We start from the raw sequence: 25,336 nt of genomic DNA, 5'->3' as shown, positions 1-25,336 counted from the left end.
GAAGCATCTTATGTCACTACTTAGCGCCACCAGCTTCACCAATATGGCTCGCCTTACGCTAGCGGCAAGCTTAGTCTATGTCGGTTACAGCATCAGTCAGTTCGGCCAACACCTGAGCCAGCTATCTCCTCTCATCGATGAAATTCAGCAGGTGCAGCTGCAAATCCCCGACATACTAGAACGGGTAGATACCATCACCGAACAAGTGCCTGACGTATTAGCGCAAGTGGATGCGATTAATCAGAAAATTGACCCTATTTTACAACGAGTCGATGACATTACGGCGCAAATACCCCCTATTTTGGCGCAAGTGGATGCAGTCGAAAAACAAATACCACCGATTCTGGCCGAGTCTAAACAGCTTCGCCAGCAGGTGCCTGCGGTACTAAAACGGGTTGATTCAACCAATAAAAGCATCGCGGGGGTTTCTCGGCAAATTCCTGCGATATTGAATGAAAGTGAAGCAATACGTGCCGATGCGCCGGTACTTTTGGCAGGTGCTCAGCAACTCGTCAGTGATGTTGAAACGGCTGGGCAGCAAGCCTCTGAAGGGTTTGTTTCTGGTGTGTTTACTGGGATTTTAAAAGCTCCGCTTTCTATTTTGCCTGATGGCACCCCGCTGTTTTCTCGCGCTTCACTGTCAGATAAAGACGAAAAAATGATGCAAGAAACGGTCGTTGAATTATTAGCGTCCAATAAATTAGGTAGTAAGAAAACGTGGTATAACAGCAGCACTCAAATTGGTGGTGAAATCACACTCTTTGCCTCTAAGAGCGAACCCTCGCAGTGCCGAACGCTGAAAATAGAGTTAAGCAAAAAGCGTCGTCAGATTGAATCGCGGGCAACAGAAGTGTGTAAAGATAGCCAAGGGAAATGGCAGCCAAAGAATTCGTAAGACAAATGCATTTTCCTTTACAAACAAGCACCCTATGCGGTGCTTGTTTCATTCCTGCTGGTGATTTATGCTCAAGGCACAGTTACATTCAGTGGAAAAACAAAGGGAAATTATGAAAAGTTCGCACACTTACCCAATTGGTACTCCAGGCCAAAAATGGAACGATGAAGAAAAAGCACAATGGCGAGCACAAGTCACGGTTAAGCGCTCTTACCAAGATGACGTTGTGACCAAGATTAACGCACTCTCAGACCGCTTTGATCTGACTCAATACGGCGCGCTTTCTTACGACACAGAACGCTTCCCTCTGCTTTCACTGAAAACAAAAAACTGGGATCCAGCGAAACCAACTGTGCTGATTTCAGGCGGTGTTCACGGCTACGAAACCAGTGGCGTGCACGGTGCAATCCAATTTTTAGATACTCAAGCTGAACGTTATAGCGACACATTCAATATTGTGGTTGCGCCTTGTGTTAGCCCTTGGGGTTACGAAACGATTAACCGTTGGAACCCGCTAGCGATTGATCCAAACCGTTCTTTCTTCGCCGATAGCCCAGCTGAAGAGTCTGCAGCGCTGATGCAGTTAGCCACTTCATTAGGTGATGTGCTGGTTCATATTGATCTGCACGAAACCACAGATACTGACGAAGAAGAGTTCCGCCCTGCACTGTCTGCGCGTGATGGTAAAGAATACATCGAAGATAGCGTGCCAGATGGCTTCTACACGGTAGGTGACACTGAAAACCCACAAGCTGATTTCCAAAAAGCGGTGATTGATTCGGTTCGCCGCGTGACACACATTGCCCCACCAGACAGTGAAGGCAAGATCATTGGTGAGACAATCGAGCAAGAAGGCGTGATCAACTACCCAATGAAAGCCCTAAGCCTATGTAACGGCATCACTGACTGTACTTACGGCACCACGACAGAAGTCTACCCAGACAGTGAGCACGTAACAGATCAAGATTGTAATAACGCGCAAGTAGCGGCTATTACAGGTGCGCTTGATTACGTGAAAGCGCGTATCTAAAACGGGCTTAGCCGATATGACCAGAAATGGATTTAATGATGACAGGTAAGCAGCCTCATCATTATAGATACGATACAAGCAGGGTCCGTACCATGGTTTTACGTTTATCATTGCGTAACCAATGAATAAAACTGGCCCTTGTTAAGCATCCATAGAGATTCTAATCCTTGGATGTTCCTGATTACCACCGAGCCTCAGCCAATTTGAGTAAACGCTCAGGCATCGGTGCTGTTTGAATACTTGAGTGAATCAGGTTATCTATCATTTTTCCCAAATCAAATCTGCGATTGAACTTAAAGCAGAATTCAGCGAGATATCTCGGTAAGTGCTTGTTGTTTATCGCATGGTAAGTTCCGTGCATTGAGTTTTTCACATTACTTATCATCGTGTTAACCCACTTGAAGTACGGTAATTCAACACAATCAGCACCACCAGTGACAATGGCAAGATGGAACTCGTTTGCATCTTCAATGCCTCTGAAGTAAGCTAAACCATCTGATATAACAAGCGATTTTGGCCGTAAATGCGTTTTCGCCCATTGTGTTAACTCATGTTTCTGGAAGCCTTTAACAACAGAAAAGCGCATATGAATGGGATGACCTTCATCGTTTAAAGACACTGCTGCTACAAATGGACGCTTGCCTTTCGCTTCTCGACCACGAGAACCTCGGCGAACACCGCCCCAATAAACGTCATCAATCTGAATAAATCCTGTGAGTTGAGATTCGTCGTCACGCTCTTTCATTGCTTGCATTAACTTATGTTTCAACCGACAGGCAGCATTATAAGAAACACCCAAATTACGAGATAACTCCAACGCAGAGATCCCGTTTTTCTCTTGTGTGATTAGATAAATGGTTAAAAACCAAGGCGTTAAGGGAAGTTTAGAGTTGGCAAAGAGAGTTCCAGACGTTAGTGATGCTTGATGTCGGCAGCGATTGCACTGTAAGCGCCTAATTAACCCCACATTCCCAAATCCAGCCACATATATGATCCTGTTTCTTCGTTATTTAAGGAGAATCACCATGACATCGACCAAACAACAACACTGGCAATCTATTATCGATGAGCAAGCCCCAAGCGACCTCACCAAGGCCGACTTTTGTCAGCAGCGTAATATCAAATTAGCGACGTTTTACTACTGGCTGAAAAAGTTACGTACTAATGACGAGACTCAATGTGTATTACCCGTTCTGCTCGATGAAAAGGTCGAGGCTTCATGTATTGAAGTGTTTTTGCCTAGCGGATTGCGGGTCTGTCTTCCCTGCAATTTGTCATGTGGGCAAATTCGCCATTGGCTTGAGGCCTTGCAATGATCCCCAGTGGTAGTATTTATCTCGTGTCGGGAATAACCGACATGCGCAAGTCGATTGATGGCCTATCTCTCATTGTGGCGGACGTATTAGAAATGGATCCACTCAGTAACGCATGGTTCATTGTCTGCAATCGAGGGCGAGATAAAATTAAAATCCTATTCTGGGATACCAATGGTTTTTGGCTCTATTATCGCCGACTAGAAAAAGGCCACTTTAAGTGGCCAAAGCCCACGGCAGCAGGCCATATCCACATCTCTACCCAGCAGCTAAACTGGCTACTATCTGGGCTAATGCTTGAAAACCCGCAAGCTCATCAACCTCTATATGGGCGAGAAGTGTGAGCTAGAATACTGATCCGCATATTGCGCTTGAACGATCCTTTTTTGCGGTCAAACTATGTGAAAATGATGGATTAAGAGCTGTAACAATGAACGAACTTCCTGATGATGTAGAGCAACTTAAAGCGATGTTGCTACAACTTCAGCAAGAAAAACAATCGCTGTCTGAAGAGGTCATTGAACTTAAAAGTACCGTTCAATTGCTCACGGAACAACTCAATCTGAGTAAATCTAAACGCTTCGCGGCACAAAGTGAGAAACACCCCAAAGGCACCTTCAATGAGGCTGAGCAGCAAAATAAGCCCGAGCCAAAACATCATAAGAAAGGCAGAAAGCCGCTACCGGAGGGACTAGAGCGTGAAACGCGCATCCATACCCTGAATGCACCGCACTGTGACTGTTGCGGAGATGCCATGCATGAGTGTGGCAGTGAAACCTCGGAAGAGCTGAAAATCATCCCTCAGAAAGTCAGCGTGATCCGTCATCAGCGAACGAAATATGCCTGCCGAACCTGTGAGAAAACAGCACTCAAAAGCCAGATCATTACTACACCTAAACCGGCTAGTATGATCCCAAAGAGTATCGCCAGCCCAGAGACCCTTGCTGCTGTTGCCACCGCTAAATATGTCGATGCGCTGCCACTTTATCGCCAGGTCGATATCCTCAAACGTGCCGATATCGATATTAGTCGCGGTACATTAGCAAACTGGTGCGTACAACTCGGGGCGAAAGTTAAGGTGCTCGTTGACGCAATGAAACAACACCTTATCCATGGTTCGCTTATCTGTGCTGACGAGACTACGGTACAGGTATTGAGTGAACCCGACCGGGCCGCGACAAGCAAGTCGTACATGTGGGTGTATCGCAGTGGTGAGTTCACCTCTCAGCCAGTTGTCATCTATGAATATCAACCAAGCAGCGCCCAATCTTGTCCGAAAGCCTTTCTGGGTGATTACGCAGGTTACTTACTGTGCGATGGATATATTGGTTATGAGGGGCTAGAACTTGTTACCCTTGCAGGCTGCATGGCGCATGCAAGACGCAAGTTCACCGATGCGCAAAAAGCCCAACCAGCAGGAAAATCAGGGCGTTCTGAAAAGGCACTTAGTTACATCAGCAGACTTTATGCAGTAGAAAGTCACTGCAAAACGTTGAGTGCGGAGGAGCGTCATCAATATCGATTAGAAAAAGCCATCCCGATACTGGATGAGTTCCATTCTTGGTTGAAAGAGAGCCAAGAAAAAGTGCTACCAAAAAGCTTGATAGGTAAAGCCATCAACTACACGTTGAATCAATGGGACAAATTAACTACTTACCTCGAAGACGGCAAAATCAGCATTGATAACAATGTGACCGAACGAGATATTAGGCCGTTCACAACGGGTCGGAAAAACTGGTTGTTCTCAAAATCAGTCGCTGGCGCCGAGGCGAGTGCAAACTTATACTGAGATTTAATCTCTTCAACCGATAGAACAGCATGCCCTAGGAAAAGATTGGTCATTAAATCGTAATGCTTCTTATAAGCATCAACAACAGCAGAGTATTCCTTCGGGAGCAGTATTTTTCCAACATGCTCAATATGAAGCTCTACAGGTTGATAATCGCAACATTCAATGTCATTAATTAGATCTCTTACAAAGCCGACATCTAATTTATCTTCACCCATCCAGCTAAAGCTCCAAAAGCTCATTAGTAAAAGCACTATTTTTTTCATTATCTGTAATGTGCATGAAAATAATCCAACATCATGACCAGTTATCATGGCAGAACTGGCTTCTAATGCCACTACTCCCACCAAGCATCTACAGGCTTGATGATATCAGCACAAGTGCCTTTCAGAGCCTGCTGACTATATGGAGGTAACAAATCAGGATCACTCAAAAAAAGTAAGGAAAGCTGCCGCATCATCTCAGCAAATGATGGTGCTCTATACTCGTAAGCATGAGAGAGTATGGCGACCTCCATCTCTCCATCCAGAGTTTGTGAGCTAGGGTACATTAATATTAACTCATATGCAGAATAACCATGCTTACCAAGAACAATCGCTTCTTTGATGTATGAAAACCTACCACCAGAGTCATCTTGCGCGATACCATATCGATAATATTGTTCATCTTCTGATTCAATCGGAAACTGTTGGTAACTTGCCAGCAACTCAGGATCAAAGTCTCTTAAAAGAAGTACCTCATCTGGAGAGTAAATGCCAATCTCCTCCTTATCATGAATGGGTAAGAACTCCCCCCCTAAGGACAAGTACGCGCGATAGAAGTCACTCAATGATTTGGGGATAGCGACAGCAACATATTTCCACTGTTCAATATGATTAGCAGATATTTTATCTTCGTCAGGAACGTCATTTAATTTAATAAAGTTAAAATCAGAGCTAAGCTCGTCCTGTTTTTTTAACCAGCAGGATAAGAACTGCTGCCAACTATCCGATGATGAATGATAACCAGAGTTAAGAGAACAGAGCCTAATACCTGTCATGATTTCTTCGTCCTTTTGCACAGCATACGCTATATCTAAATACAAAAATAAAATAAGAGGAAAAATTATCACTCTATACATATCCAACCTGAAACAGAAATTCCTTTGACGGGTAAAACCTTGTAGCTATCACCAGAATTAATGTTACATTTACTGTAAAATTGCCCAAGTAACCTACCAGAATGTTGATTTTGATAAGAGTTAATACTTCTCAACGAAACAAAACCATTTTTTCCTCCTTGTTGAGATGATGCATATGGATATTCATCACAGTCGGTACCAGCACCACCATCACATATTTTCCCTGGTCCTTTAAATTTTCTTAACCAACCACGTGGATGAGGTGGTTTTATACGATTCAAAATAGCTGGGTAACCTACAGACTGAGCATCCCCGATATGATCCCGAGCTTCTGGCGTATCATCACCAACAACGAAAATATTCAAATCTGATTTACAATCATCATCCCCATTCATACAGCGTTGAATCGTTCTTGCCATTATCGCACTGTTGACTCCAACGTTGAGCCTCCCCCTTGTTAAAACGGCTGTTGCTAGTACAGACCGTGTTAAAATGGACGTGTAACTCGGTATGGAAATGCTTGATAGTACTCCACGTCCATACGAGCCAATACTTACACTCATCATACTCATATAGCCGGAAGGATCTGTGAAGTTAACTGGTGAAGCATTCCCATAAAGATACTTATTCAATGTCACTGGTTTGAGATTATTCCCATTCCAAAGATCACGCTGAGTAAATCGGCCAATTGAAGGGCTATAAAAACGAGCTCTTAGATAATAATTGTTAAGCTCCGCATCATATTGCTCACCGGTATACAGGTACGCATTGTCAGATGCACCTGTCTGCTTTAATACTGTGCCGTAGCCGTCATAGTCATAAGTGTCAGTGACTGAACCTGTCTCATCAACAAGCGCACGTGTTGAGCCCAAACCATCATAAACAAAGTAGCTGTTTGTTCCCTGAGCATTGAAGCTCAGAAGATCTGCACCATAAACATAGGATTTGTTCTGCGCACCATATTCGCGTACTACCTGAGCGTAATCCCTATTCTCATCAATGATATAGTGTGTAATCACCCCATTGATGCTGATAGATGTTCTGATGCCATTTGAATTGTACTCAAATACCGCAGACTGCGTACCGTCATCAAAGCTGATCAAACGGTTCTTGGTGTTATAGAAATAGCGTTTCTCTATAGCACCGGATGTTCGTTCAGCCAATAGGTTGCCGTTGGCATCGTAGCTGTACTGTGTTAAATCTTTAGTGACTAATCTGTCGTTGGCATCATAGTTGTAGAGTGAAACAACACCATCACGTATTTCCTTAGTCCGGTTACCTATAGCGCTATATTCATGTTCTATCACCTTACGGCTACCGTCTGTCTCAAGGTAACTCTCCTTGACAAGTCGGTTTAACACATCATATTGATAATCGACATTCCTGCCGCTATGCAGCTCCTCTAGGCGCGTACGCTGACCACTGTCCGACAAGGAATACCGGTAGTGTGAAACAACCGCACCAGATGTCAACTGTGTGTACTTCTCAATCAATCGGTTTAAATTGTCGTACACATGGTGCGTTGAAATACCATTAGGATGATAAATAACATCGGCCATACCCAATGCTGTATAGCTGTATTGAGTAATGCCTCCCTCATTATCTGTTACTGTTGAAAGGCGATTGACTGTATCGTAAGTGTAAGTGGTTGTATTTGCCTGCCCCTGAGATTCAACGGTCAAACTTAACTTATTACCATTCGTATCATACTGATAGCTCAAACGATCGCCGCTCGGTTGTAACTCGGTGGTTAGGCGGTTAAGCACATCATACTGATACTCCCAAACCTGCACGCTCTTCGCCGTTTCTATCGATGTACGTACCTTGTTGCCAGCTACATCATATTCATAACGCTGAGTCTGCTCATTAAGAGTCCCCACTCCAGATATTTCGGTTATCAATCGACCCATTGCATCATAAATATACGTTGTCACCTCACCATTAAAATCAGTATGATTTTCAACTTGATTAAGTGCGTTGTAAGTAAAGGTTTCAATCTGCCCCATCGGCAATGTACGCGACAACACATTACCCAAGCCGTCATACTGCCAACGAGTTTCCTGCCCAAGAGCATCAATTTGTGCAATGCGATTACCCAGTTCATCGTAACGGTACTCAGTTCGGCTATTTGCCGCATCAACAACAGCAATCAAACGACCTTCAGCATCGTATTCAAATTGTGTTGTCACGCCGGATTGGTCAGTTTCGGCTACCTTCCTACCAAGCCTATCAAACGCAGCAGTAATCGCTGTTCCGTCGGCAAATCGGGTAACGGTTTTGTTGCCTAACTGGTCATACTCGTACTCTGTCCGATGGCCGAGTGGATCAATAGTCGCCGTTACATTACCTTCGCTATCATACTCATACTGCGTTGTACTACCAAGGGCATCCTTAGTCGCAATACGTCTATTAGCAGCATCATAAACATTTGTGGTTCGGTTCCCGTTAGCATCTACTTCAGCCGCTATTCTGCCAGCAGCATCGTATTCGGTCTCAACCCGACTACCATCAGCTTGAATGATGGCAACCTGTCGATTTAACGCATCATATACATAAGTCGTTACCGAACCAGCGGCATCAGTCTCGCTGATCAGATTACCCTCGGCGTCATAGGCTTTCTGGGTACGACTGCCATCAGGATACGTAATTGCAATTTCTCGGCCATAGCCGTCATAGTCTGTTAACGTTTTATGGCCAAGCGCATCTGTTGAAACTATTAGCTGGCCCATTGCATCAAACTGAGATTGACGCGAATAGCCAAGGGCATTAATTGTCTCAATTATATTTCCAGCACTGTCGTAACGGTATTCCGTCACGAGATCCTCTGCCATCCCCCCTTGAAGCTTGCGCTCAACAATCTCACGTACCACACGGTTATTTGAATCGTACTCAAACCGTTTTGTTATGCCTGTCGGTGTTATCTCTGTATGCTTGTTACCTGTGCTGTCATATGTATATGAGGTAATGTTACCAAGCATATCCTTAGACGTTCTTAGATTCCCTTTGGCATCATATTCAAAGGTAGCCTGGCTTCCTGTTGGATCGCTCAACGTCACCAAATTACCAATACCGTCATAGGTATTTACATATCGATTGCCTCGACTATCGATGATTTCAGTTTCCTGTCCTCGATCGTTATATTTATATTCAGTGGTATTTCCCAGTGCATCGGTAACCGTCAGTTGATCATTTTTGGTATTGAACGTTGAATAACTGATATTTCCTAAAGCATCGGTCGAGCTTAATTTGTTTCCTCTCTCATCATAGGCGTATTGCTTGGTATTACCCATAGCATCAACCTCAGAGGTAATATTTCCTTCTTTATCGTAATAGTAGAATGCTGTATTACCGTTGCGGTCTGTCACTACTGACTGTTTACCCGCAATATCGTGTGAAAACTCAGTTCTATTACCCTGTTCATCTTCTTGAGCAATTAATCGCCCGCCGTCATCATAAATATTGCGAACCAGACGACGACTGAGTGGATCATTGATCTTTAGCAAACCATGATTACGGTTATAGTCAAAGGTTGTCTCATTACCTAGCGGATCAATTACTGTTCTTAAATCACCTTGACCATCATAGCGATACTGGTGAACTTGACCTGATGGATCTGTTACTTGTGTAATTCGGCCTTTACTGTCACGGCTAAACAACACACTTTTGCCCGCAGAATGAATCAGACCATCACGGGTATACTGGACTGAATGACCGTTTGGCGAGACCAATTTCTGCAAGCCTGCCATTTGATCAGCGTGTATTTCGACATCATTTTTTAACGTCAATATATAACGATTAGGATCGGCGATATCGATAAGCATCGCTGCATCGTAAAGGTTTCCACCTACAAAACGTAACTGCTTATGCTCTGCTGGCGCCAAAGTTGACTGTGTATCCCCTATAGCTCGGAATGACAACGTCACATCCAAAGCTGGTACCAATTGACTACACTCTGGCGTTAAAACAGCTTCAAAGCGTTCAACATCACCATCTGGCAAAGTGACTGTCACTTCCGGCCTAGCACCTTTCGGCTCAATACAATATTTCGTATTCAGCATGCTGCCGTACTTATTTAACGACCAGCTCATGCCCAACTTATCAGACTCTTGAACTTTGAAGTCTGTTAAGCCTAGGCTCCAGCCATGTCCAAAATCACTACTTTCAGGTTTACTCCGGCTGTCATATGTTCGATCTACTGTGATCGGTAATCCCATCATAGGAATATCAACATCCCGCTGGGTAATTGAGAAGTTACCTACCTTCAGGTCACCAGAAACTAAGACATCTACGCCTGCAACACTCTGGTTACCATCTAAATCAATAGCTTCAATGGCGATTGTGTATACACCATTAGTCAACATCGACGGATCGAAGCTTGCCAAAGCTGAATTAGAAACGGATTGGAAACCTTCCATCAAAATCTGACGTTTAGTCGGCTCACCATCGGGATATACGATCAGCGCATAACTAGCCAGGTTATCGTCTTCTACAGTACCAACTACATCTACCATTGAGCTGATTCCTGCATTCTCAACAGGTGAGGTAATTGAGACTACAGGGGCGGCGGTATCTGTACCCGTAATGACTGCAATGGTTTCCTTCGTCGATACCTCTACACCCTGGCTATCTACAACAGTAGCAACAAGTTTTATCAAAGAAGGCTTAGCCGCTTTCGCTTCAGATGTTAATTGGCTATCAAGTGCAAGCAACTGTCCATTAGCTGTCATCACAACTTGATATGGAGGAACACCGCCTGTTGGCTGTGCTTGAACCGTAGCAACCTCCCCCACCTTCAATTGACCGGCACTCACGCCAATCGTAACATCTAGCGGCAATGCCCATTCAGAGATAGTGATAGTCCAGCTACGGTGGATAAAATGAGTTCCATCAGAAACTTCGAGTGAAACGGCAACTTGCCCTGTCAGCTCAGCAGGCACTGACCATGCAATACGTCCTTTACCGTCAACAGTCATCCCAGACGGCGCCTCAATCAAGCGGAAGGTTAGCTGATCACCATCCGCGTCAGTAGCTGACATAGCCGATACGTATTGCCCACCTTGTACGGCTTCACGAACAGGAGAACCAGTCAAGACTGGAGCAACATTGTCTCCGGCAGTGCTGACAACAACCTCGTAGCTCTGACGTGTTTCAATTTTATTGTCAGATACAGCAATTTCTACCGACACAGTATCATTAAACCCAGCAGGCACAGCCCACTGAACCAAACCAGTACTACTTATTGTCATTCCTTGTGGTGAGCTAATTAAGCGGAAAGCGAGTGAATCTTTATCAGGATCATTTGCGATAACCTGATAGCGATAATCAGTACCAGCAACAACAGAGGTAACCGGCTGTGATGTAATAACTGGCGGTTGATTATTTGAACCAGTTTCAATTTTTATCGTATAGCTCTGTTCAACACTATCAAAACCATCATTAACCGCTATAGAAACAGAGTATGTGCTAGGCTGAATATTTTCCGGTACTGTCCACTCAATTAGCCCGCTTTGGCTAACGGTCATTCCTTCAGGATAACGAGTGAGTGTATATGTTAACGCATCACCATCAGGGTCAGTTGCCTTCACCTCATATTGGTAAATTTGACCTGCAGTTCCTATTAACCGTGGAGAAGAGGTAATCACCGGAGTCTGATTTGGTTTAGCGCCAATCACTGTAATTTCATACGATTGCACAACAGTAGCAATGCCATCTGAGACTTCTATGCTTACCGGATAGTTACCTGGTTTTAAATTTGCAAGGATAACCCATTGGATATCACCAGAGGCGCTTAAGGACATACCTTGCGGGAACTGAACCAAAGCAAAGGAAAGAACATCTCCATCGTCATCCGAAGCTACAATCTGATACTGATAAGTACCACCTTGCTCGATGGACAAGAGCGGTGTTGATGTGATTTTTGGTTTACGATTAGGCGTAGTTTCAACTACCAATTGGAAGGATTGCTCAACACTCCCGCCACGTCCATCCCTAACACGTACCAAAATATCATGTGTTCCGACTACAGGCAGAGACCAAGTCACAAGACCTGTAGCGTCGACCTGAACTTCTCCCGGGTACATAACTTCATAAATGAGGGAGTCACCATCAGGATCCGCCGCCATAATCTGGTACTGCCACTCCAACCCTTCTACTGTAGTGGGCTTCGGAGTAGATGAAATAACCGGCGGCTGGTTTTCTGCCATAACCGTCACTTTCATCTGCGCCTTCGATGTTGCACCATAGGTATCAACCGCAACGAATGAAAAGACATGCGTTCCGATATCTGACTCGGTTGGCGTCCAGTTCAGCGAACCCTTTACAGGGTCAAAGAGTGCAGCTGCTGGTAAGCCAGTTGCTCGCCAAGTAATAACATCCCAGGCATTTTGGTCACTGGCCTTCAGGTTAAACGACAACAGCTGATTACTTTTCAGCGTCAGTTCTTGCGGTTGTACAAAAGAAGGCGCGACGTTCAGGGGCTCGGTACGAACAGAGAATTGCTGTTTATCACTAGCTCCATCCTCATCGGCTACAGAGACAGTCAATAACACCACATTTGCCGTGTTATTAAAGCGGTTACACTCCGTTTCATAACCCTCTGCATCAATCAACAATTGAACTGATGAGAAAGCAGAAAAGTCAATGTTTTCAGTAACGGCAAATTGACTATTTGGCTCGATAGATGGCAATGACCAAGTAGCTAAAGACTGAGAAGTAGTAGGATCCAGCAACGTCAGGGTTAATCCGCCCTGACTTTTCGCTTCACCACCATTTCCAATTGCAATACTCAGTTCACCATCAATATATGTGAAATCTGCAACCGTTAAATCAGATACCGCAGTAAGCGTCCGCCCAGGAAACGTGTTCAGACGGTAAGTATTATGTGACAACCAGCTTGGTAACTGGCCAATCGGAACCGTTCCATCATCATTGATGTTATCAATGTGATAAGCGTGCTGGTTCCAAATTGAACGGGTTGGCGCCCAGCCTTTACCTTCTAGTACTCGAACGCCATTAACACCGTTAAACCAACGATTATTTGAGACTAAAACAATTTCCGCCTCACGATCATTATCTAGATCTACAACTAACGGATACTCATATAACGTGCCCGACGGGTTCGGAAGCTGGTAAATAACATCACCAGTATTGCCATCATAAACTCGGAAATTCAGCTCATCTGAATAAAGGATTTCAGCCTGTCCATCACCGTCAAAGTCAAATACTGATGAGCCTGTTTTCTGGCTGCTTCTATCTTGTGTTTGTTTCTGCCACTTAACACTGCCATCGGCTTCAAAAACAAAATAGTAGAATTTGGCGGCTAAGGTAATTTCTGGTTTAGCATCACCATCAACATCAGCAATGGTTATTGGGCCACCACCAGTGCCCGGTACCGTAATCGGCCCCCAAACATAACTACCGTCATGATTGAGCATACTGAGTTTGTTGTCTCCAGCTATGACCACTTCTGGTAACGAGTCACCATCAAAGTCAGCAACACCGGCAAATAACATCGCAGGACCTTGCCAACGAACGTTACCATTTATGTCGTAAAGTTTCCCGCCAGACAGTACCTCTTGGATACCATCACCATCTGCATCAAAAACAATTGGTGAAATGCTTGAATCAATACTGAATAAACGGTCACCGTTTAGATCATAGACACCCTGGGCGTAAACAATTTCTGGCGCTCCATCAGCATCCAAATCAGCAATAGCGACATGGCCACGGCCACCAGCAGGCTTGCGCCACTTTATGGTGCCATCATTTTCATAAACAGCTAAGTCTCCATTCGGCTGACCAGCCACTATCTCAACCAAACCATCTGAATCGATATCAGCCGCCGCCAAGCCATAAGATGGATCAGCCCAAGGTCCCTGATTTGAAGCGGGCCATAAATCAGTGCCATCCTTACCACTTAAGACACGAATGATACCAGGACTGTTATACAGGCTACTTTGGAAAGCAGGAACAACTACATCAGGGTAATCCAATGTATTAATTTCACCATCAGCATTATCATCATTAAGCTGCACAACAATTGGGGCTGCCAATACTTGATTATATGAGCCCATTGATGAACTTTTACTCCAATGCCATTTTATTGTCGGCTTAAATTCACTTGGAGCAGATAATGGCTGACGACAAATTTCTGGGCTTTGCCACCCCATATCTGGGGCTGCACTTTTCCATTGTAATTCACCAGAAGCCCCATTTATTGCTCCTGAGCTTGTTGAATATACGAGTGTATCGCCTTCATTAGGATCGGTTGCAGTAACTAGGTAACGGTACTGACTACCTTCTTGGCTCAAGTATTCAGGTAGCGATGTGATCTTCGGCGGAAAATTAGGCGCTTTGTTTACGGTTACGATAACTGAAATTGTAACGCTATTACCGGCCAGATCTGTCGCCACGACATCATAGGTATACACTCCTGGATCGACATTGGTTGTATCCCATGATACCTGGCCAGTTCTGGCATCGATCTTCACGCCAGCAGGGGAACTTCTTAGCGTAAACTTCAATTGGTCCCCAAGATCAGGATCATTAACTTCTGGGGTAAAGGAGAACTGACCACCTGCATTTATATCTTGAAAAACCTCAGTATTTTCAACCGATGGTGGATCATTGATGTTATTCACCCCGATTTCAAACAACTGTGTGTCCACACCACCCCAATCATCTGCCACCTGCAATGTAACAAGGGCGCGTAGTGTCTGATTGTTGTCAGCCAAACATTCAGATTTTGCATCAGCAAGACCAATGCTAGCCCCTAGCGTAATCGCATTATCTGACATCTTGACGGCATTAAAGCTGATAAGCTGTTCCTGATCAGTTGCTAAATTTAACGCCAGTGTTTGGCTTGCAAGCTCCCTTCTAGTGCCATCGTTCAGGATTTCAAATAAGGAGAGTGTCGCCTCTGAAGAAATATTTAATAGACCACGATTATACAGCGTTACCGGGATATTGAGTTGCTCTAACTCTACTGCATCATGAGGTAGCGAAATTTGTTTAACGATAACATCAGACTGAGGCAGTGGTGGCAACTGACTGATAATTTCACGAACTTTGATTTCAACAAAGGCTTTACTGAAAGCCTGGGCATAAACTCCGCCACGGCGCAAATAATTTAGGTCCCACGCTGCGCCGCCGGTTTCAAGCGCTAGCTGAATATAATGAGCATTTGTGGCGCCAAAGGCCCTACCACTATGTTTAGCATTGTTACAAAGGCTAAAGCTACCGTCATTCTCTGCAACATAACCGCTACCATCAGCATCCATACCAAGTGCAGCGCGACCGTCTTCACATACGAATCCACCGTCGATAACAACATTAAGTACCGCTTTTTGGGCAATGAGTTGAGTTTTCATCGATTCATATGTGATCGATGAATTGCCATTATCGCGATCTTCATCACTGATCAATATGATATTTTTTGCAGTTTTTGGACGAAGAGGGTAATCATTCAGCAATAACTGAGCTGCCGACCAACCATCTTCAAAACCACCGCTAGCTACAAACTGCTTAGTAATCTTATTAAACCGTTCTGCATTGACGAATGTGTCACCATCTGTAGCTAGCATACGTAACAGAGCTGCTCCAGAGCCACGATGTCCGAAGCCTACTGCACCATAAAAATTTTCCTCATGCTGTGCGCCAACACCTCTTTCGATTAAGAGTGATTCAAGTGTAGATATAATGCTGGTCAACCATTGTTGCTCGCCTCCCATAGATCCCGATTCATCCATAGCAATCAAGATATCGGCCGCACCCTGAACCAATTTTGTAGGCTCCTGAGGAACAGAGCAGTAGCCATTTACGCCTTTTAACGTATCAACAAATTCCTTATTTGGCTGCCAAGTAGTAACCCCTGTATCAGCAATAACACTGAAATTTTCTGGGCCTCGAAGAACGCTCCACGCTAAAGGATCATTATCCTCATCAATAGCCTTTGCTTCATACACATACGTCTCACGTTCGTTTACTGAGTTAGGAGCCATTGAAACAATAACCGGTGCACGATTAATGAATGACAGATCACCTTCAAATGTGTTGAAGCCGAGGTGCATTGCCCCAGCAAAAGACTTGGCAATCAATGGACCATAAGCATCGCCATGAGGCGCATCAAGGTGGGCTGATGGGGCTAATACAGTACCTTCGATAGCTACACCAGCTAAACGAATATTTACGGCATCTGGAAAATTGAAAATGGTTCGACTGCGATGAGGAATTAAGTCTGCAAAACTTTTATTGGTTAGGCTGGCATCGGTACCACTGATATTGAATACGATAGTAGCATCATCAGGAATGTTGGAAACGGAAAAAGTATGCGCTTTACTAACCACTGATGCATCAAGATCGAAAACCTGCCAATTACTGTTTCCATCCCCTTGAAGATATAAACCTCCCCATTCGAACTTAGTTGAACCATTGGCAGGAAAAACAGAGAGTCGGCGTGAGAGATCATTCAGATATAATTTCTGTTCGGGAAGATCCAGTGGTAAATCACCATTCATTATTTTTTGGCTTTCAGACAAACCATCAAAAACAGACTTCCCTATACCATTCAACCTTCCACCAATTATCGCATCACCATAGTAAAGGCGACCCACAGGGAAAGTGATGTCTCCACCAACATAGAGAATATAGCCGCTTGTTTCCGGAGGAAGTCCATCACCAATACTATAACCATTAATCTGCATATTTCTGCCCACATATAGCGGGCCATCAGCGTCACCACTTGGTGCAGTGAAGTCTTCAAATATGAAGGCACTGAAACCTCCAGCTTCACGAAGCGTATTTGCTGAACTAACAGATATGTTGAAAAATAAAAATAGTGTTAATAATAAGGCTATTGGTCTCATATGTCTGACTCGGTAGAGAAGCTCAACAGCACGCTATATATAAAGCACCTGTATTTAAATCAGTAACAATTAATGTTTCGGCGCAACTAACAGATCACAGCAACTGATTAATGTAATATTTTCATTTTAAGAACATTCCGCTCGCAATGGCTGGGAACTTGTTGCAAATAATCAGAGGGAGCAGATATAGCCATAGATAAAGTTAATAATTACAGGAAAACAACATCAACATTGAAAAGACGATTCATGAAAGCGGAACTCTTGGACTTGACTGAATTTTTTGCAGCAAGCCACCTAAAAGCACCTTGCCATAAACATAAAAAAGGCGGTGAAGAATAATCTTCACTGCCTTTTCTCTTTCAGCAACAAACACTTCACTGCATGTTGCGTTAGTGATCTAGGTACAAGAAGTTCTGCCAACTCTTCATACGAATGAGTACTTTACGCATAATCGACACATGCTCAAAACTGTCAGAGTAAACTGCGATTTCAACATTGGTTCCTTGCGGTAACGCATAGTGCGTAATGTCATCAATCATCCTCAATTTCACTAAAGGTCGACCTTGGCGACTCAGCATGTCAGAGCTGTACAAGGTTCCTTGTGCTTGCACTTGGCTTTCCCCAATGGCAGGCAAAACTTCAACTACTTCAGCTTGAAATGTTTTGCCCGGAATGGCGCGAAAAATCATGTCAGCTTTAAAGCCTGACTTTAACCGCAACAGCGAGTTCTGCCTAAATGCCCCCACAAAGAACTGCTCTTCTTGGTGTACAAAGGTCATCACTGTTCGTAACGGCATTGGCAATGCCATCATGCCTGGGCGCAAGGTTACTTGAGTAACATAGCCTGCTGTAGGCGCGTAAACAATGGTTTCATCCAAATCAAACTCCGCTTTACGCAGCATGGCTTGTACTTGTGCTGTCGTCGTATTTTCACCTAAAATTTCAGATTCAAAAGCCAATTTAGCACGTCGCTCTTCCGCATTAGCCGCTTCTAAGCTTGCTTCCGCACTCAAATAAAACTGACGACGGTTATCAACATCTGATTTTGTGAATGCACCGCGTTTGTAGCCTTTTTCATAACGTTTAAATTGTGCCAAGGTACGATCACGTTCAGCTTTCGCTTTTGCAACACTAGCTTGGCTGGCTTTGTACCCTGCTTCCAGTTCCAGCACGTCTTGCTCTGTTTCTGCTAACATCGCCCTTAAGCGGTTAACTTCAGCTTGGTATGGCGTAGGATCTATTTTAAACAGGACATCCCCTTTTTTAAGCAACACATTGGCTTCAACAGGGACTTCTGTCACACGGCCACGCACACCGGGAATAATCGGTGTACTCACGAAAAACTGTGTGCCTTGGCTAGTATGAGGGTGGTTGTAGTTCATCAATAGAATTAACGAACCAATCAAGATAACGCCACCAAGTACAGCCGTTGGTACCGTCCATTTGTTCAATGGAATATTGAAGGTTTTAAAAAGAAACACACACAATGCGGCGTATGTGAGGATTAAGAGTAAATCCATTACTTTTCCTCCCCTGTTTGATCAGACTGGCTCTGATTTCCTTGGGTATGATCGGGCTGAACCGAGCCTGACACAGGCTTTGGTGTGCCTTCAAGGGTTGCAATTTTGTGGCTCAATAGCTCTACCTGAGCCGATAAGGTATTGATTTGATGATGCAACTCGTTCTGCTCAGCCTGAATTTTTTGAAAACCCCAGCCTCGGTCTTTACGCCACAAAGTTGCCCAAATCCATAGGAACGGCCAAAGCGCATGTAAGGTAAATAAGCTTACCCAACCAGCATAATGAATCGCATCTTGGTGCGGGTGATCCCGTTCTTTGGATATTTCATACGGGATATCGTGTATCACAATAATACCGTAGAACAACACCAATGCGACAAAGACCAATAATCCGAGTGCAAAATAATCTAAAAACATCTTTTCTCCCTAAAAGATGACAACCTAATTTATTGTTCTGTTATATCTCGTCCCCATTAAAACTAGCAGAATTCAAATAGAACTCATTAAATAACAATGAATAATCAGTACTAGAGCATAATAAATCTTAAATAGATCTTTCTCTTTTATCTTATTAATAACGTACGTATCGGGGCGGAAAATGGAATACAGCCTCCCGGTAAATTTTTCTTTTCGCCATCTTGCTGAAACCCGTAATGTCGATAAAACGGCTCGGCATAGGTTGACGCATTTAAGCGAATAATCGCGGTAGGATCATCTTTAAAACGTAGTGTCAGCGCCGACTGTAATAATGCCGATGCTATACCTTTTCGGTGATAAGCGGGGTCTACAAATAGGCTACTCAAACCATTATCAGGTTTAAGTAAAACAACACCAACAACCTGTTGTTGCTGGCGATATAACAAAAAGATGTAACCGCTAGGGTCTAACAAGCTCTTTAGACCTTCATCCACACAGCCTGCCACTAAGCTATCGGCTTCATCTTTAGAAACAGCAAGCGACTGATGGATCGCTTGTTCAATCACATGAATCACAGCAGATAAATCGTCACGCTGAACCACTTCTATCATAAACATCCTTGTATTTCGCATACCTTTAATGAACTGTGCTTATTTGCCAACAAACTCGACTGGCATAGCCATAATATAACCAACTGGCGCAGCCGATTGACTCAGCCGATTACTCAGCCAACTACGACAGTGTTTCTTTAGTGACTTGTCGATACGGTGCAAACAATATGCTGACATCGACTTTCGCATTAAGCTTGGCTGCTAATAAATACAAGCCACCTAATTTACGGTGAAAGAAGATCGCATCCGCTGGAGGCGTATGCCAATACCCTTGCTCCATACTCAGCGATGTGCCAGCCTCTTTAATTCGTTTCGCTAAGTCGGTTGAGCCAAAATCGTATTCCCCGCTGAACATCAAGGGTTCGCATGCTTGTTCACACAGGTTGATAACGGCTTGGCGCTGAGCGTCATTAATAGGTTGACTAAAAAAACCAATGCCTGCGAGTGCGCCATCCATTTTGGTGCGGTTGTTCTCAATCGCACCGTTTATCAATTGCTGATAGCCCTCGCTGATATAAACAGGGTAAGCCCGCGTCGCACCAAAATCTAGTAGGACTAATTGCTTGGTGTCGTGGTTATATTGAAAGTTAGCAAAATTAGGATCAGTTTGGACTAATCGGAACTCAAATATCTCCCTAAACAAGAGCGTAAATGCTAACTCAATAACACGGTTTCTCACTGACTGTGGCGCATGAACTAGGTTTTCTATTGCTTCACCTTCAACAAAGCTCATCGCCAGAATATTGGGCGTAGTCAGATCATCAAAAACCTCTGGGATCAAAAAGTTGGTATCGTCCGCCAGTAAGCTGGCATATTGGCGTAATAGCTTCGCCTCTAATAGATAGTCCGCTTCATCGTGTAACTGTTTTTTGGCCTCTTCTAACAAGCCTTGATAATCGACTTCTTTGGGGATCAAGCCTGATACTCTCAATAACGTTGCGACATTATCAACATCACTTTCAATGCTTTCTCTTACCCCTGGGTATTGAATTTTAAGGGCGAGGTAACGGCCATCTTTGGTATGGGCTGAATGAACTTGGCCGATAGATGCGGCTGCAATAGGATAAAAGGTGAATTGTTCGAAGGTATTTTGCCAATCGGGCTGCCATTCACTCTCCAGCACGTGGTTTAGCTGGCTAATGGGCATAGGTTTAGCGTCAGATCGTAATCGTGCAAGTAAGTCGGTTAATTCTGGCAGCAGTAAATCCCCTGCATCCATCGACAATAACTGCCCCACTTTCATCGCTGCACCGCGTAATTGCGCTAATTGATCGGCGACACGTTTTGCATTAGCCGGTGTTAATAGCAAATCACTGGCTTTGGGTTTTTGCCCTTTTGCTAATTGGCGCACGCCTTCGGCAACCATACCGCCCGCTACGCGTGATGCTAACGAACCTAATTTACTCATTCGAGACAAACGGCTTCGAGGTACTTTGGCATAAGTCTTATCAGTATTTTTCATCGTCTCTCTTTTTGCATCGTATCTCGAATTAATCGAAACGTTCTCATGAAGGTTGAGTAGGAACATCGCATTATTAAATTAGATGAACAAGAGAGAATACGAAAGGAATGGAGATAGGGTTCAATTTCACATAACAACTGAACCCGTTATTGCAGTCATTCTTTATGATTAATGTCAGAACAACCTATATTCATACCACTAAATACCGACGCCAACCGATAAGATAAAGGCGTTATTACTGATGCCGCCCATGTCACGATATTCATAACCTAATGTGAGATCGACAACAGGAATAAAGGACAAAACAACCCCCGCTCCGCCTGTAAATCCCCATCCTTTTTCTGTATCTTTCTGACCTGCGATTTCGCGGTCTGCATTGTAGTAGTTAGTACCCGCTTTCGCATAAAGAGAGCCAATTACAAACGGTAAATCGCCACGAAGCGTGATAGGAAAAGAGGTATAGTCAATATCATTTTTGGCAGAGGCTAAATTAGAGTCAACTTCGGCACTGCCTTGGACAAAGCCTGCATTCACACTAAAAATATCATTAATATGATAAGTGGCATTAATGCCATACTCGTAGCCATAGTCACTATTGCCATCGTATGTAATCCGTGATGCCCCCGCGCTAGCACCTACAGATACCCCTAATAGATCAGCAGAAGCGGTAAACGGCAACAATGCCAATAAACCAATAATGTAATTCCTTTTCATGCCACTCTCTCCTTAATGATGTCTATTATGGGATGTGACGATTTAACTTCGCTTACCCCTGCTTTAAATCATTAGCCCAATTCAGGCTCAGCGCCAATCTCTCGAACAATCTGGATCACAGATAAGCAATTTCATTATTAGTATGCGCATCAAACTCAACCCTACAGGCGATCAATAGCCCGCAGTAAAAGCGCGATTAATAACGAAATAAAACGTCAGGGCGACTATCTAAACCCAACAACGCCCATGCAATCCATTACAAAGTCACATTTAAATGAAAAAATACACCATGAACATTACATTATACCCATAAGGAAATTTACATTTATAAATCATAATCTTATTAAGAAATTAATTATTCCAAACATTACTGTAGCGGTTAATAAACGAGTAATTAGCAAACGATTACGCTCCCGATTTCAACACAAATGGTAATCAATGGGTGTTTTTCGCTTCGCTGTAAGGCAAAATGTGATCGTGATCGCGAGACATTGGTGCTTAGCACTCTAAACTAGCCCTATATCGAACGGTAATAAACAAAGGCCATTAGAGCTAAATAAACCGTCAACATTTGTTTTTTGGATGCGATACGCAACGAGGGTAAACATATCAACGAGATTCTACTTGCAACCTTTGCAGGTTTCATCGTTGGCATATTTTTACGGCAATTAAACGTCCTCTTCCGGCGCCACCTGTGCTGACCGGTATCATGGGAATTGTCGATATTTACCTCAGCGGTGTGGCATCTCAAGCGATTGTTGAACGCTTCTTCTCTTAATTTTGCCTTTTAATTCAATTCAAATATTCCAGGAGTGAGCTATGGCTACCCCACATATTAATGCAGAACTTGGTGATTTCGCTGAAACAGTCCTAATGCCAGGGGATCCGCTACGTGCAAAACTCATTGCTGACACTTTCTTAGAAGATGTTAAGCAAGTGTGTGACGTGCGCAATATGTTTGGCTACACAGGTACTTACAAAGGTAAGCGTATCTCTGTGATGGGCCACGGCATGGGTATCCCGTCTTGCTCTATCTACGCACACGAACTGATCAAAGACTTTGGTGTTAAAAACATCATCCGTATCGGTAGCTGTGGCGCCGTACACGATGACGTTAACCTGATGGATGTGATCGTTGCTATGGGTGCATCGACAGATTCTAAAGTAAACCGCATTCGTTTAAGCAACCACGATTTCGCTGCTATTGCGGATTACGGCATTCTTGAAACAGCCGTTCATCATGCACGTGAGCAAAAAGTACCAGTACGTGTTGGTAACGTATTTACTGCTGATCTGTTCTACACCCCTGAAACTGAGCTATTCGCTAAAATGGAAAAGCTTGGCATTCTTGGTGTTGATATGGAAGCCGCTGGTATCTACGGTGTTGCTGCTGAACTGGGTGCTAAAGCGCTGACTATTCTAACAGTATCTGACCACATCAAACGTGGTGAGAAACTAAGCTCTGATGATCGTCTTAAGTCGTTTAACGACATGATGAAAGTTGCACTAGAAACAGCAATCAGCATCTAAGCACGATACAACAATTTAGGTGGCGGTGTTTTCCCCGAGACATCGCTACCCTTCACTACCAAGAACAAAGAACACCAAACCAAGAACAGTTAACTAATACCAAACTGCCATTGGCACCGTTTCAGTGCAGTTTGTTATTAGTGCCCATAAGGAAGCTAAGGCCATACCTTGTGCAAACGAGGTATTAGCAAGGTTGCTGCTCAATATTTGTAAAATGTGGCGTCTTACACAATTTGATGAATAGAGTAAGCAAACACTGATTTTGTTTATTAATCAGCATGCGGATTCTGTCAGGTAACCTTCTCCTTTGCTTCTTTTTGGGCGGCTAATATCCCCAAATTCACTTACGGCCAATATTGAAAACCTTGGTCGTTCAGCAGTAACACTCACTCCGCACTGTTATTCTATACTTTGAATCTAGATGGTAATAAGCTGACATGATGACATCACAACCCATTCAATCCGTGCAGCCTTTATTACCTGAGGCCGTCGAACATTTACAGCTTAACCACTGTAAAACCGTTGGCTGCTGCAACTATGGTTCTAAAAACGTTGATGATTATGTAATTCAGCGAACCAACCCAGAGCGTCCGACATTAGTGTGTCGAGAATGTGGTGCATTCCCTCCCGTTCTTAGCAATAAAGATGTGGTAGATGAGTTAACACGTTTGAAAGTCACCCAAAGTAGTGGGTTACCTGCTTGTAGCAACCCTGAATGTAAAAACTTAGGTCTTGCCGTTTTAACGCACCGCCACCTTTATCATGCGTTTGGCTATAGTGGCGATCGCCAGCGTTATCGCTGTAAATGCTGCCAAGGTACCTTTGTGGATCGCTGGTCTGGTTTTAATAATAAGCATTTAGTCCAACAAAAACTGTTGGCTATGTTATTTACAGGCCATGCCATTCGCGATATTTGTCGTCGCCTCAGCATGAACCCAAAGACGTTTTATGATCAGCTTTCTCATATAGCTAGCCGCTGCCGACGTCAGCTAGGCATGTTTGATGCTCGCCTCTTTAAGCATGCACAAGATCTCTCGCTTGCTTCTAACCTTACTTCGCTACAACCTAGAAGTAACAATGGGGTATTGTGGATTTCAACGTGCGAAGCAACATCAGGTTATGTCGTTGGCCAACACTTAAATTACCAAGCTATCGATCAAGACAATAAGCACCTCGAACATGACCCTTTCCAAGTGGGTACACGTTTTATGGCACCACCATCGGCGTTACTGACAGAGAAGGTCACCCCACAATCTCAAGGTATTTTGGCGCGTGTAGATAATAAATACCGCGAAGTATTATCACGTCCTCAATTAGAAGATCCGTTGAGTAATCAAGCCCGTATTAACTACCCAACAAAAGGGTGTTTAATCAGGCCACAATACACGGTTTATGCGCATTACCTGCAGCTAGCTAGCCAGTTAGAATACAACCAACAGCTCGCTATTTTTATGCCACAAGAACCTTTGATGCGTTCAGCTGTTGTTTCAATCTTTTTGGATCGCGTTAAAGCCAAAACCATTCATCCTGTGTATGTGGAACAAGATGCTGGATGGCAGCCTAATATGGAAGCTGATCGTATTGATATCGTGTTGCTGGGTTGGTGGCGAGATCGTTGGGCATTTACTCGTAATAACGATATTAGTAAAGGTATCTGTCACTTAGCCGGTGAAAAAGAAAATGAACGTTTTTGGTTAAACACCGCATCAGACAGAGCCGTTTTGCAATATCAACAGCGTTTCCATGATCAGTTCGCACAGCTGGTCAATGAACCGCGCCGTAAGCTGCGACCAGCGGGTTTATTACCTCTACTCGATATATATCGTGCGTGGCATAACTTGTGCCGTCAGGATAGAACTGGGCAAACGCCCGCTCAGCAAATGGGACTCACCGCAGCACCTCTTACCTTAGAACAGCTGCTGAACTAACGCGCCCAAAGTTACTGCATATATCTGTCTCACACAGGTATCTCATATATGTATCGCCGCCTTTTAATCTTAAAGGCGGTTTTGACAACCCTTCGATTATTACCTCCTCGTAAAAGTAATTTATAAAAATCAGCGATTATCATTTC

General features: G+C 43.9%; 13 protein-coding genes and 3 pseudogenes. 8 read left to right on the top strand and 8 right to left on the bottom strand.

Going from position 1 to position 25,336, the window contains the following annotated elements; all coding sequences use genetic code 11:
• The first annotated feature begins 10 nt into the window (after positions 1 to 10).
• Both OCU87_RS17235 and OCU87_RS17230 read left to right on the top strand, forming a co-directional pair.
• Entirely contained in the window at positions 11 to 895 is an 885-nt protein-coding gene (locus OCU87_RS17235) for a hypothetical protein (RefSeq protein ID WP_261858905.1), read from the top strand.
• 112 nt (positions 896 to 1,007) lie between these two features.
• On the top strand, positions 1,008 to 1,925 hold the full coding sequence (locus tag OCU87_RS17230; RefSeq protein WP_261858904.1) for a M14 family metallopeptidase: 918 nt from the start codon (positions 1,008 to 1,010) through the stop codon (positions 1,923 to 1,925).
• Between the two features lie 181 nt (positions 1,926 to 2,106).
• Here OCU87_RS17230 and OCU87_RS17225 read toward each other — a convergent pair.
• Positions 2,107 to 2,871, bottom strand: a pseudogene (locus tag OCU87_RS17225) (IS1595 family transposase); the annotation flags it as partial.
• A 79-nt stretch (positions 2,872 to 2,950) separates the two neighbouring features.
• On the opposite strand from OCU87_RS17225, the gene tnpA reads away from it, so the two are divergent.
• The 3 genes and pseudogenes from tnpA to tnpC form a co-directional block, all read left to right on the top strand.
• The gene (gene tnpA, locus OCU87_RS17220) at positions 2,951 to 3,241 is read left to right on the top strand and encodes an IS66 family insertion sequence element accessory protein TnpA (RefSeq protein ID WP_261858903.1); all 291 of its coding nucleotides are present in this window, start codon (positions 2,951 to 2,953) and stop codon (positions 3,239 to 3,241) included.
• A gap of 41 nt (positions 3,242 to 3,282) precedes the next feature.
• Positions 3,283 to 3,582, top strand: a complete 300-nt coding sequence (tnpB, locus tag OCU87_RS17215) for an IS66 family insertion sequence element accessory protein TnpB (RefSeq protein ID WP_261858902.1) — start codon at positions 3,283 to 3,285, stop codon at positions 3,580 to 3,582.
• Between the two features lie 86 nt (positions 3,583 to 3,668).
• Positions 3,669 to 5,024: pseudogene (tnpC, locus tag OCU87_RS17210) on the top strand (IS66 family transposase); the annotation flags it as partial.
• A 340-nt stretch (positions 5,025 to 5,364) separates the two neighbouring features.
• Here tnpC and OCU87_RS17205 read toward each other — a convergent pair.
• The 7 genes from OCU87_RS17205 to OCU87_RS17175 form a co-directional block, all read right to left on the bottom strand.
• Positions 5,365 to 6,147 (bottom strand): hypothetical protein, encoded by a 783-nt coding sequence (locus tag OCU87_RS17205; RefSeq protein ID WP_261858901.1) that lies wholly within the window; start codon positions 6,145 to 6,147, stop codon positions 5,365 to 5,367.
• Positions 6,135 to 17,009 carry a putative Ig domain-containing protein gene (locus OCU87_RS17200; RefSeq protein ID WP_261858900.1) on the bottom strand — a complete coding sequence of 3,625 codons (10,875 nt, stop codon included), beginning with the start codon at positions 17,007 to 17,009 and terminating at the stop codon, positions 6,135 to 6,137. Before OCU87_RS17200 ends, OCU87_RS17205 begins: the two co-directional genes overlap by 13 nt.
• A 389-nt stretch (positions 17,010 to 17,398) precedes the next feature.
• Complete coding sequence (locus tag OCU87_RS17195) at positions 17,399 to 18,529, bottom strand: HlyD family secretion protein (RefSeq protein ID WP_261858899.1); 1,131 nt, start codon at positions 18,527 to 18,529, stop codon at positions 17,399 to 17,401.
• Complete coding sequence (locus tag OCU87_RS17190; RefSeq protein ID WP_261858898.1) at positions 18,529 to 18,945, bottom strand: DUF3302 domain-containing protein; 417 nt, start codon at positions 18,943 to 18,945, stop codon at positions 18,529 to 18,531. The genes OCU87_RS17195 and OCU87_RS17190 overlap by 1 nt, the downstream gene beginning before the upstream one ends.
• A 146-nt stretch (positions 18,946 to 19,091) precedes the next feature.
• The gene (locus OCU87_RS17185) at positions 19,092 to 19,556 is read right to left on the bottom strand and encodes a GNAT family N-acetyltransferase (protein WP_062691595.1); all 465 of its coding nucleotides are present in this window, start codon (positions 19,554 to 19,556) and stop codon (positions 19,092 to 19,094) included.
• Positions 19,557 to 19,677: 121 nt separating this feature from the next.
• Positions 19,678 to 21,018, bottom strand: a complete 1,341-nt coding sequence (locus OCU87_RS17180) for an ABC1 kinase family protein (protein ID WP_261858897.1) — start codon at positions 21,016 to 21,018, stop codon at positions 19,678 to 19,680.
• Between the two features lie 198 nt (positions 21,019 to 21,216).
• Positions 21,217 to 21,732 carry a porin family protein gene (locus OCU87_RS17175; protein WP_062691593.1) on the bottom strand — a complete coding sequence of 172 codons (516 nt, stop codon included), beginning with the start codon at positions 21,730 to 21,732 and terminating at the stop codon, positions 21,217 to 21,219.
• A gap of 608 nt (positions 21,733 to 22,340) precedes the next feature.
• Between OCU87_RS17175 and OCU87_RS17170 the strand changes: the two are divergent.
• The 3 genes and pseudogenes from OCU87_RS17170 to OCU87_RS17160 all read left to right on the top strand — a co-directional run bounded on the left by OCU87_RS17170 (position 22,341) and on the right by OCU87_RS17160 (position 25,190).
• A pseudogene (locus tag OCU87_RS17170) lies at positions 22,341 to 22,510 on the top strand (XapX domain-containing protein).
• 41 nt (positions 22,511 to 22,551) lie between these two features.
• Positions 22,552 to 23,262, top strand: a complete 711-nt coding sequence (gene deoD, locus OCU87_RS17165; RefSeq protein ID WP_062691591.1) for a purine-nucleoside phosphorylase — start codon at positions 22,552 to 22,554, stop codon at positions 23,260 to 23,262.
• Positions 23,263 to 23,699: 437 nt separating this feature from the next.
• A complete protein-coding gene (locus OCU87_RS17160; RefSeq protein ID WP_062691589.1) occupies positions 23,700 to 25,190 on the top strand; it encodes a hypothetical protein in 1,491 nt (496 codons plus the stop codon).
• Positions 25,191 to 25,336 lie beyond the last annotated feature (146 nt).

Source organism: Photobacterium sanguinicancri (assembly GCF_024346675.1).
GTDB lineage: Bacteria > Pseudomonadota > Gammaproteobacteria > Enterobacterales > Vibrionaceae > Photobacterium > Photobacterium sanguinicancri.
This window is presented reverse-complemented; position numbering and strand designations above follow the sequence as displayed.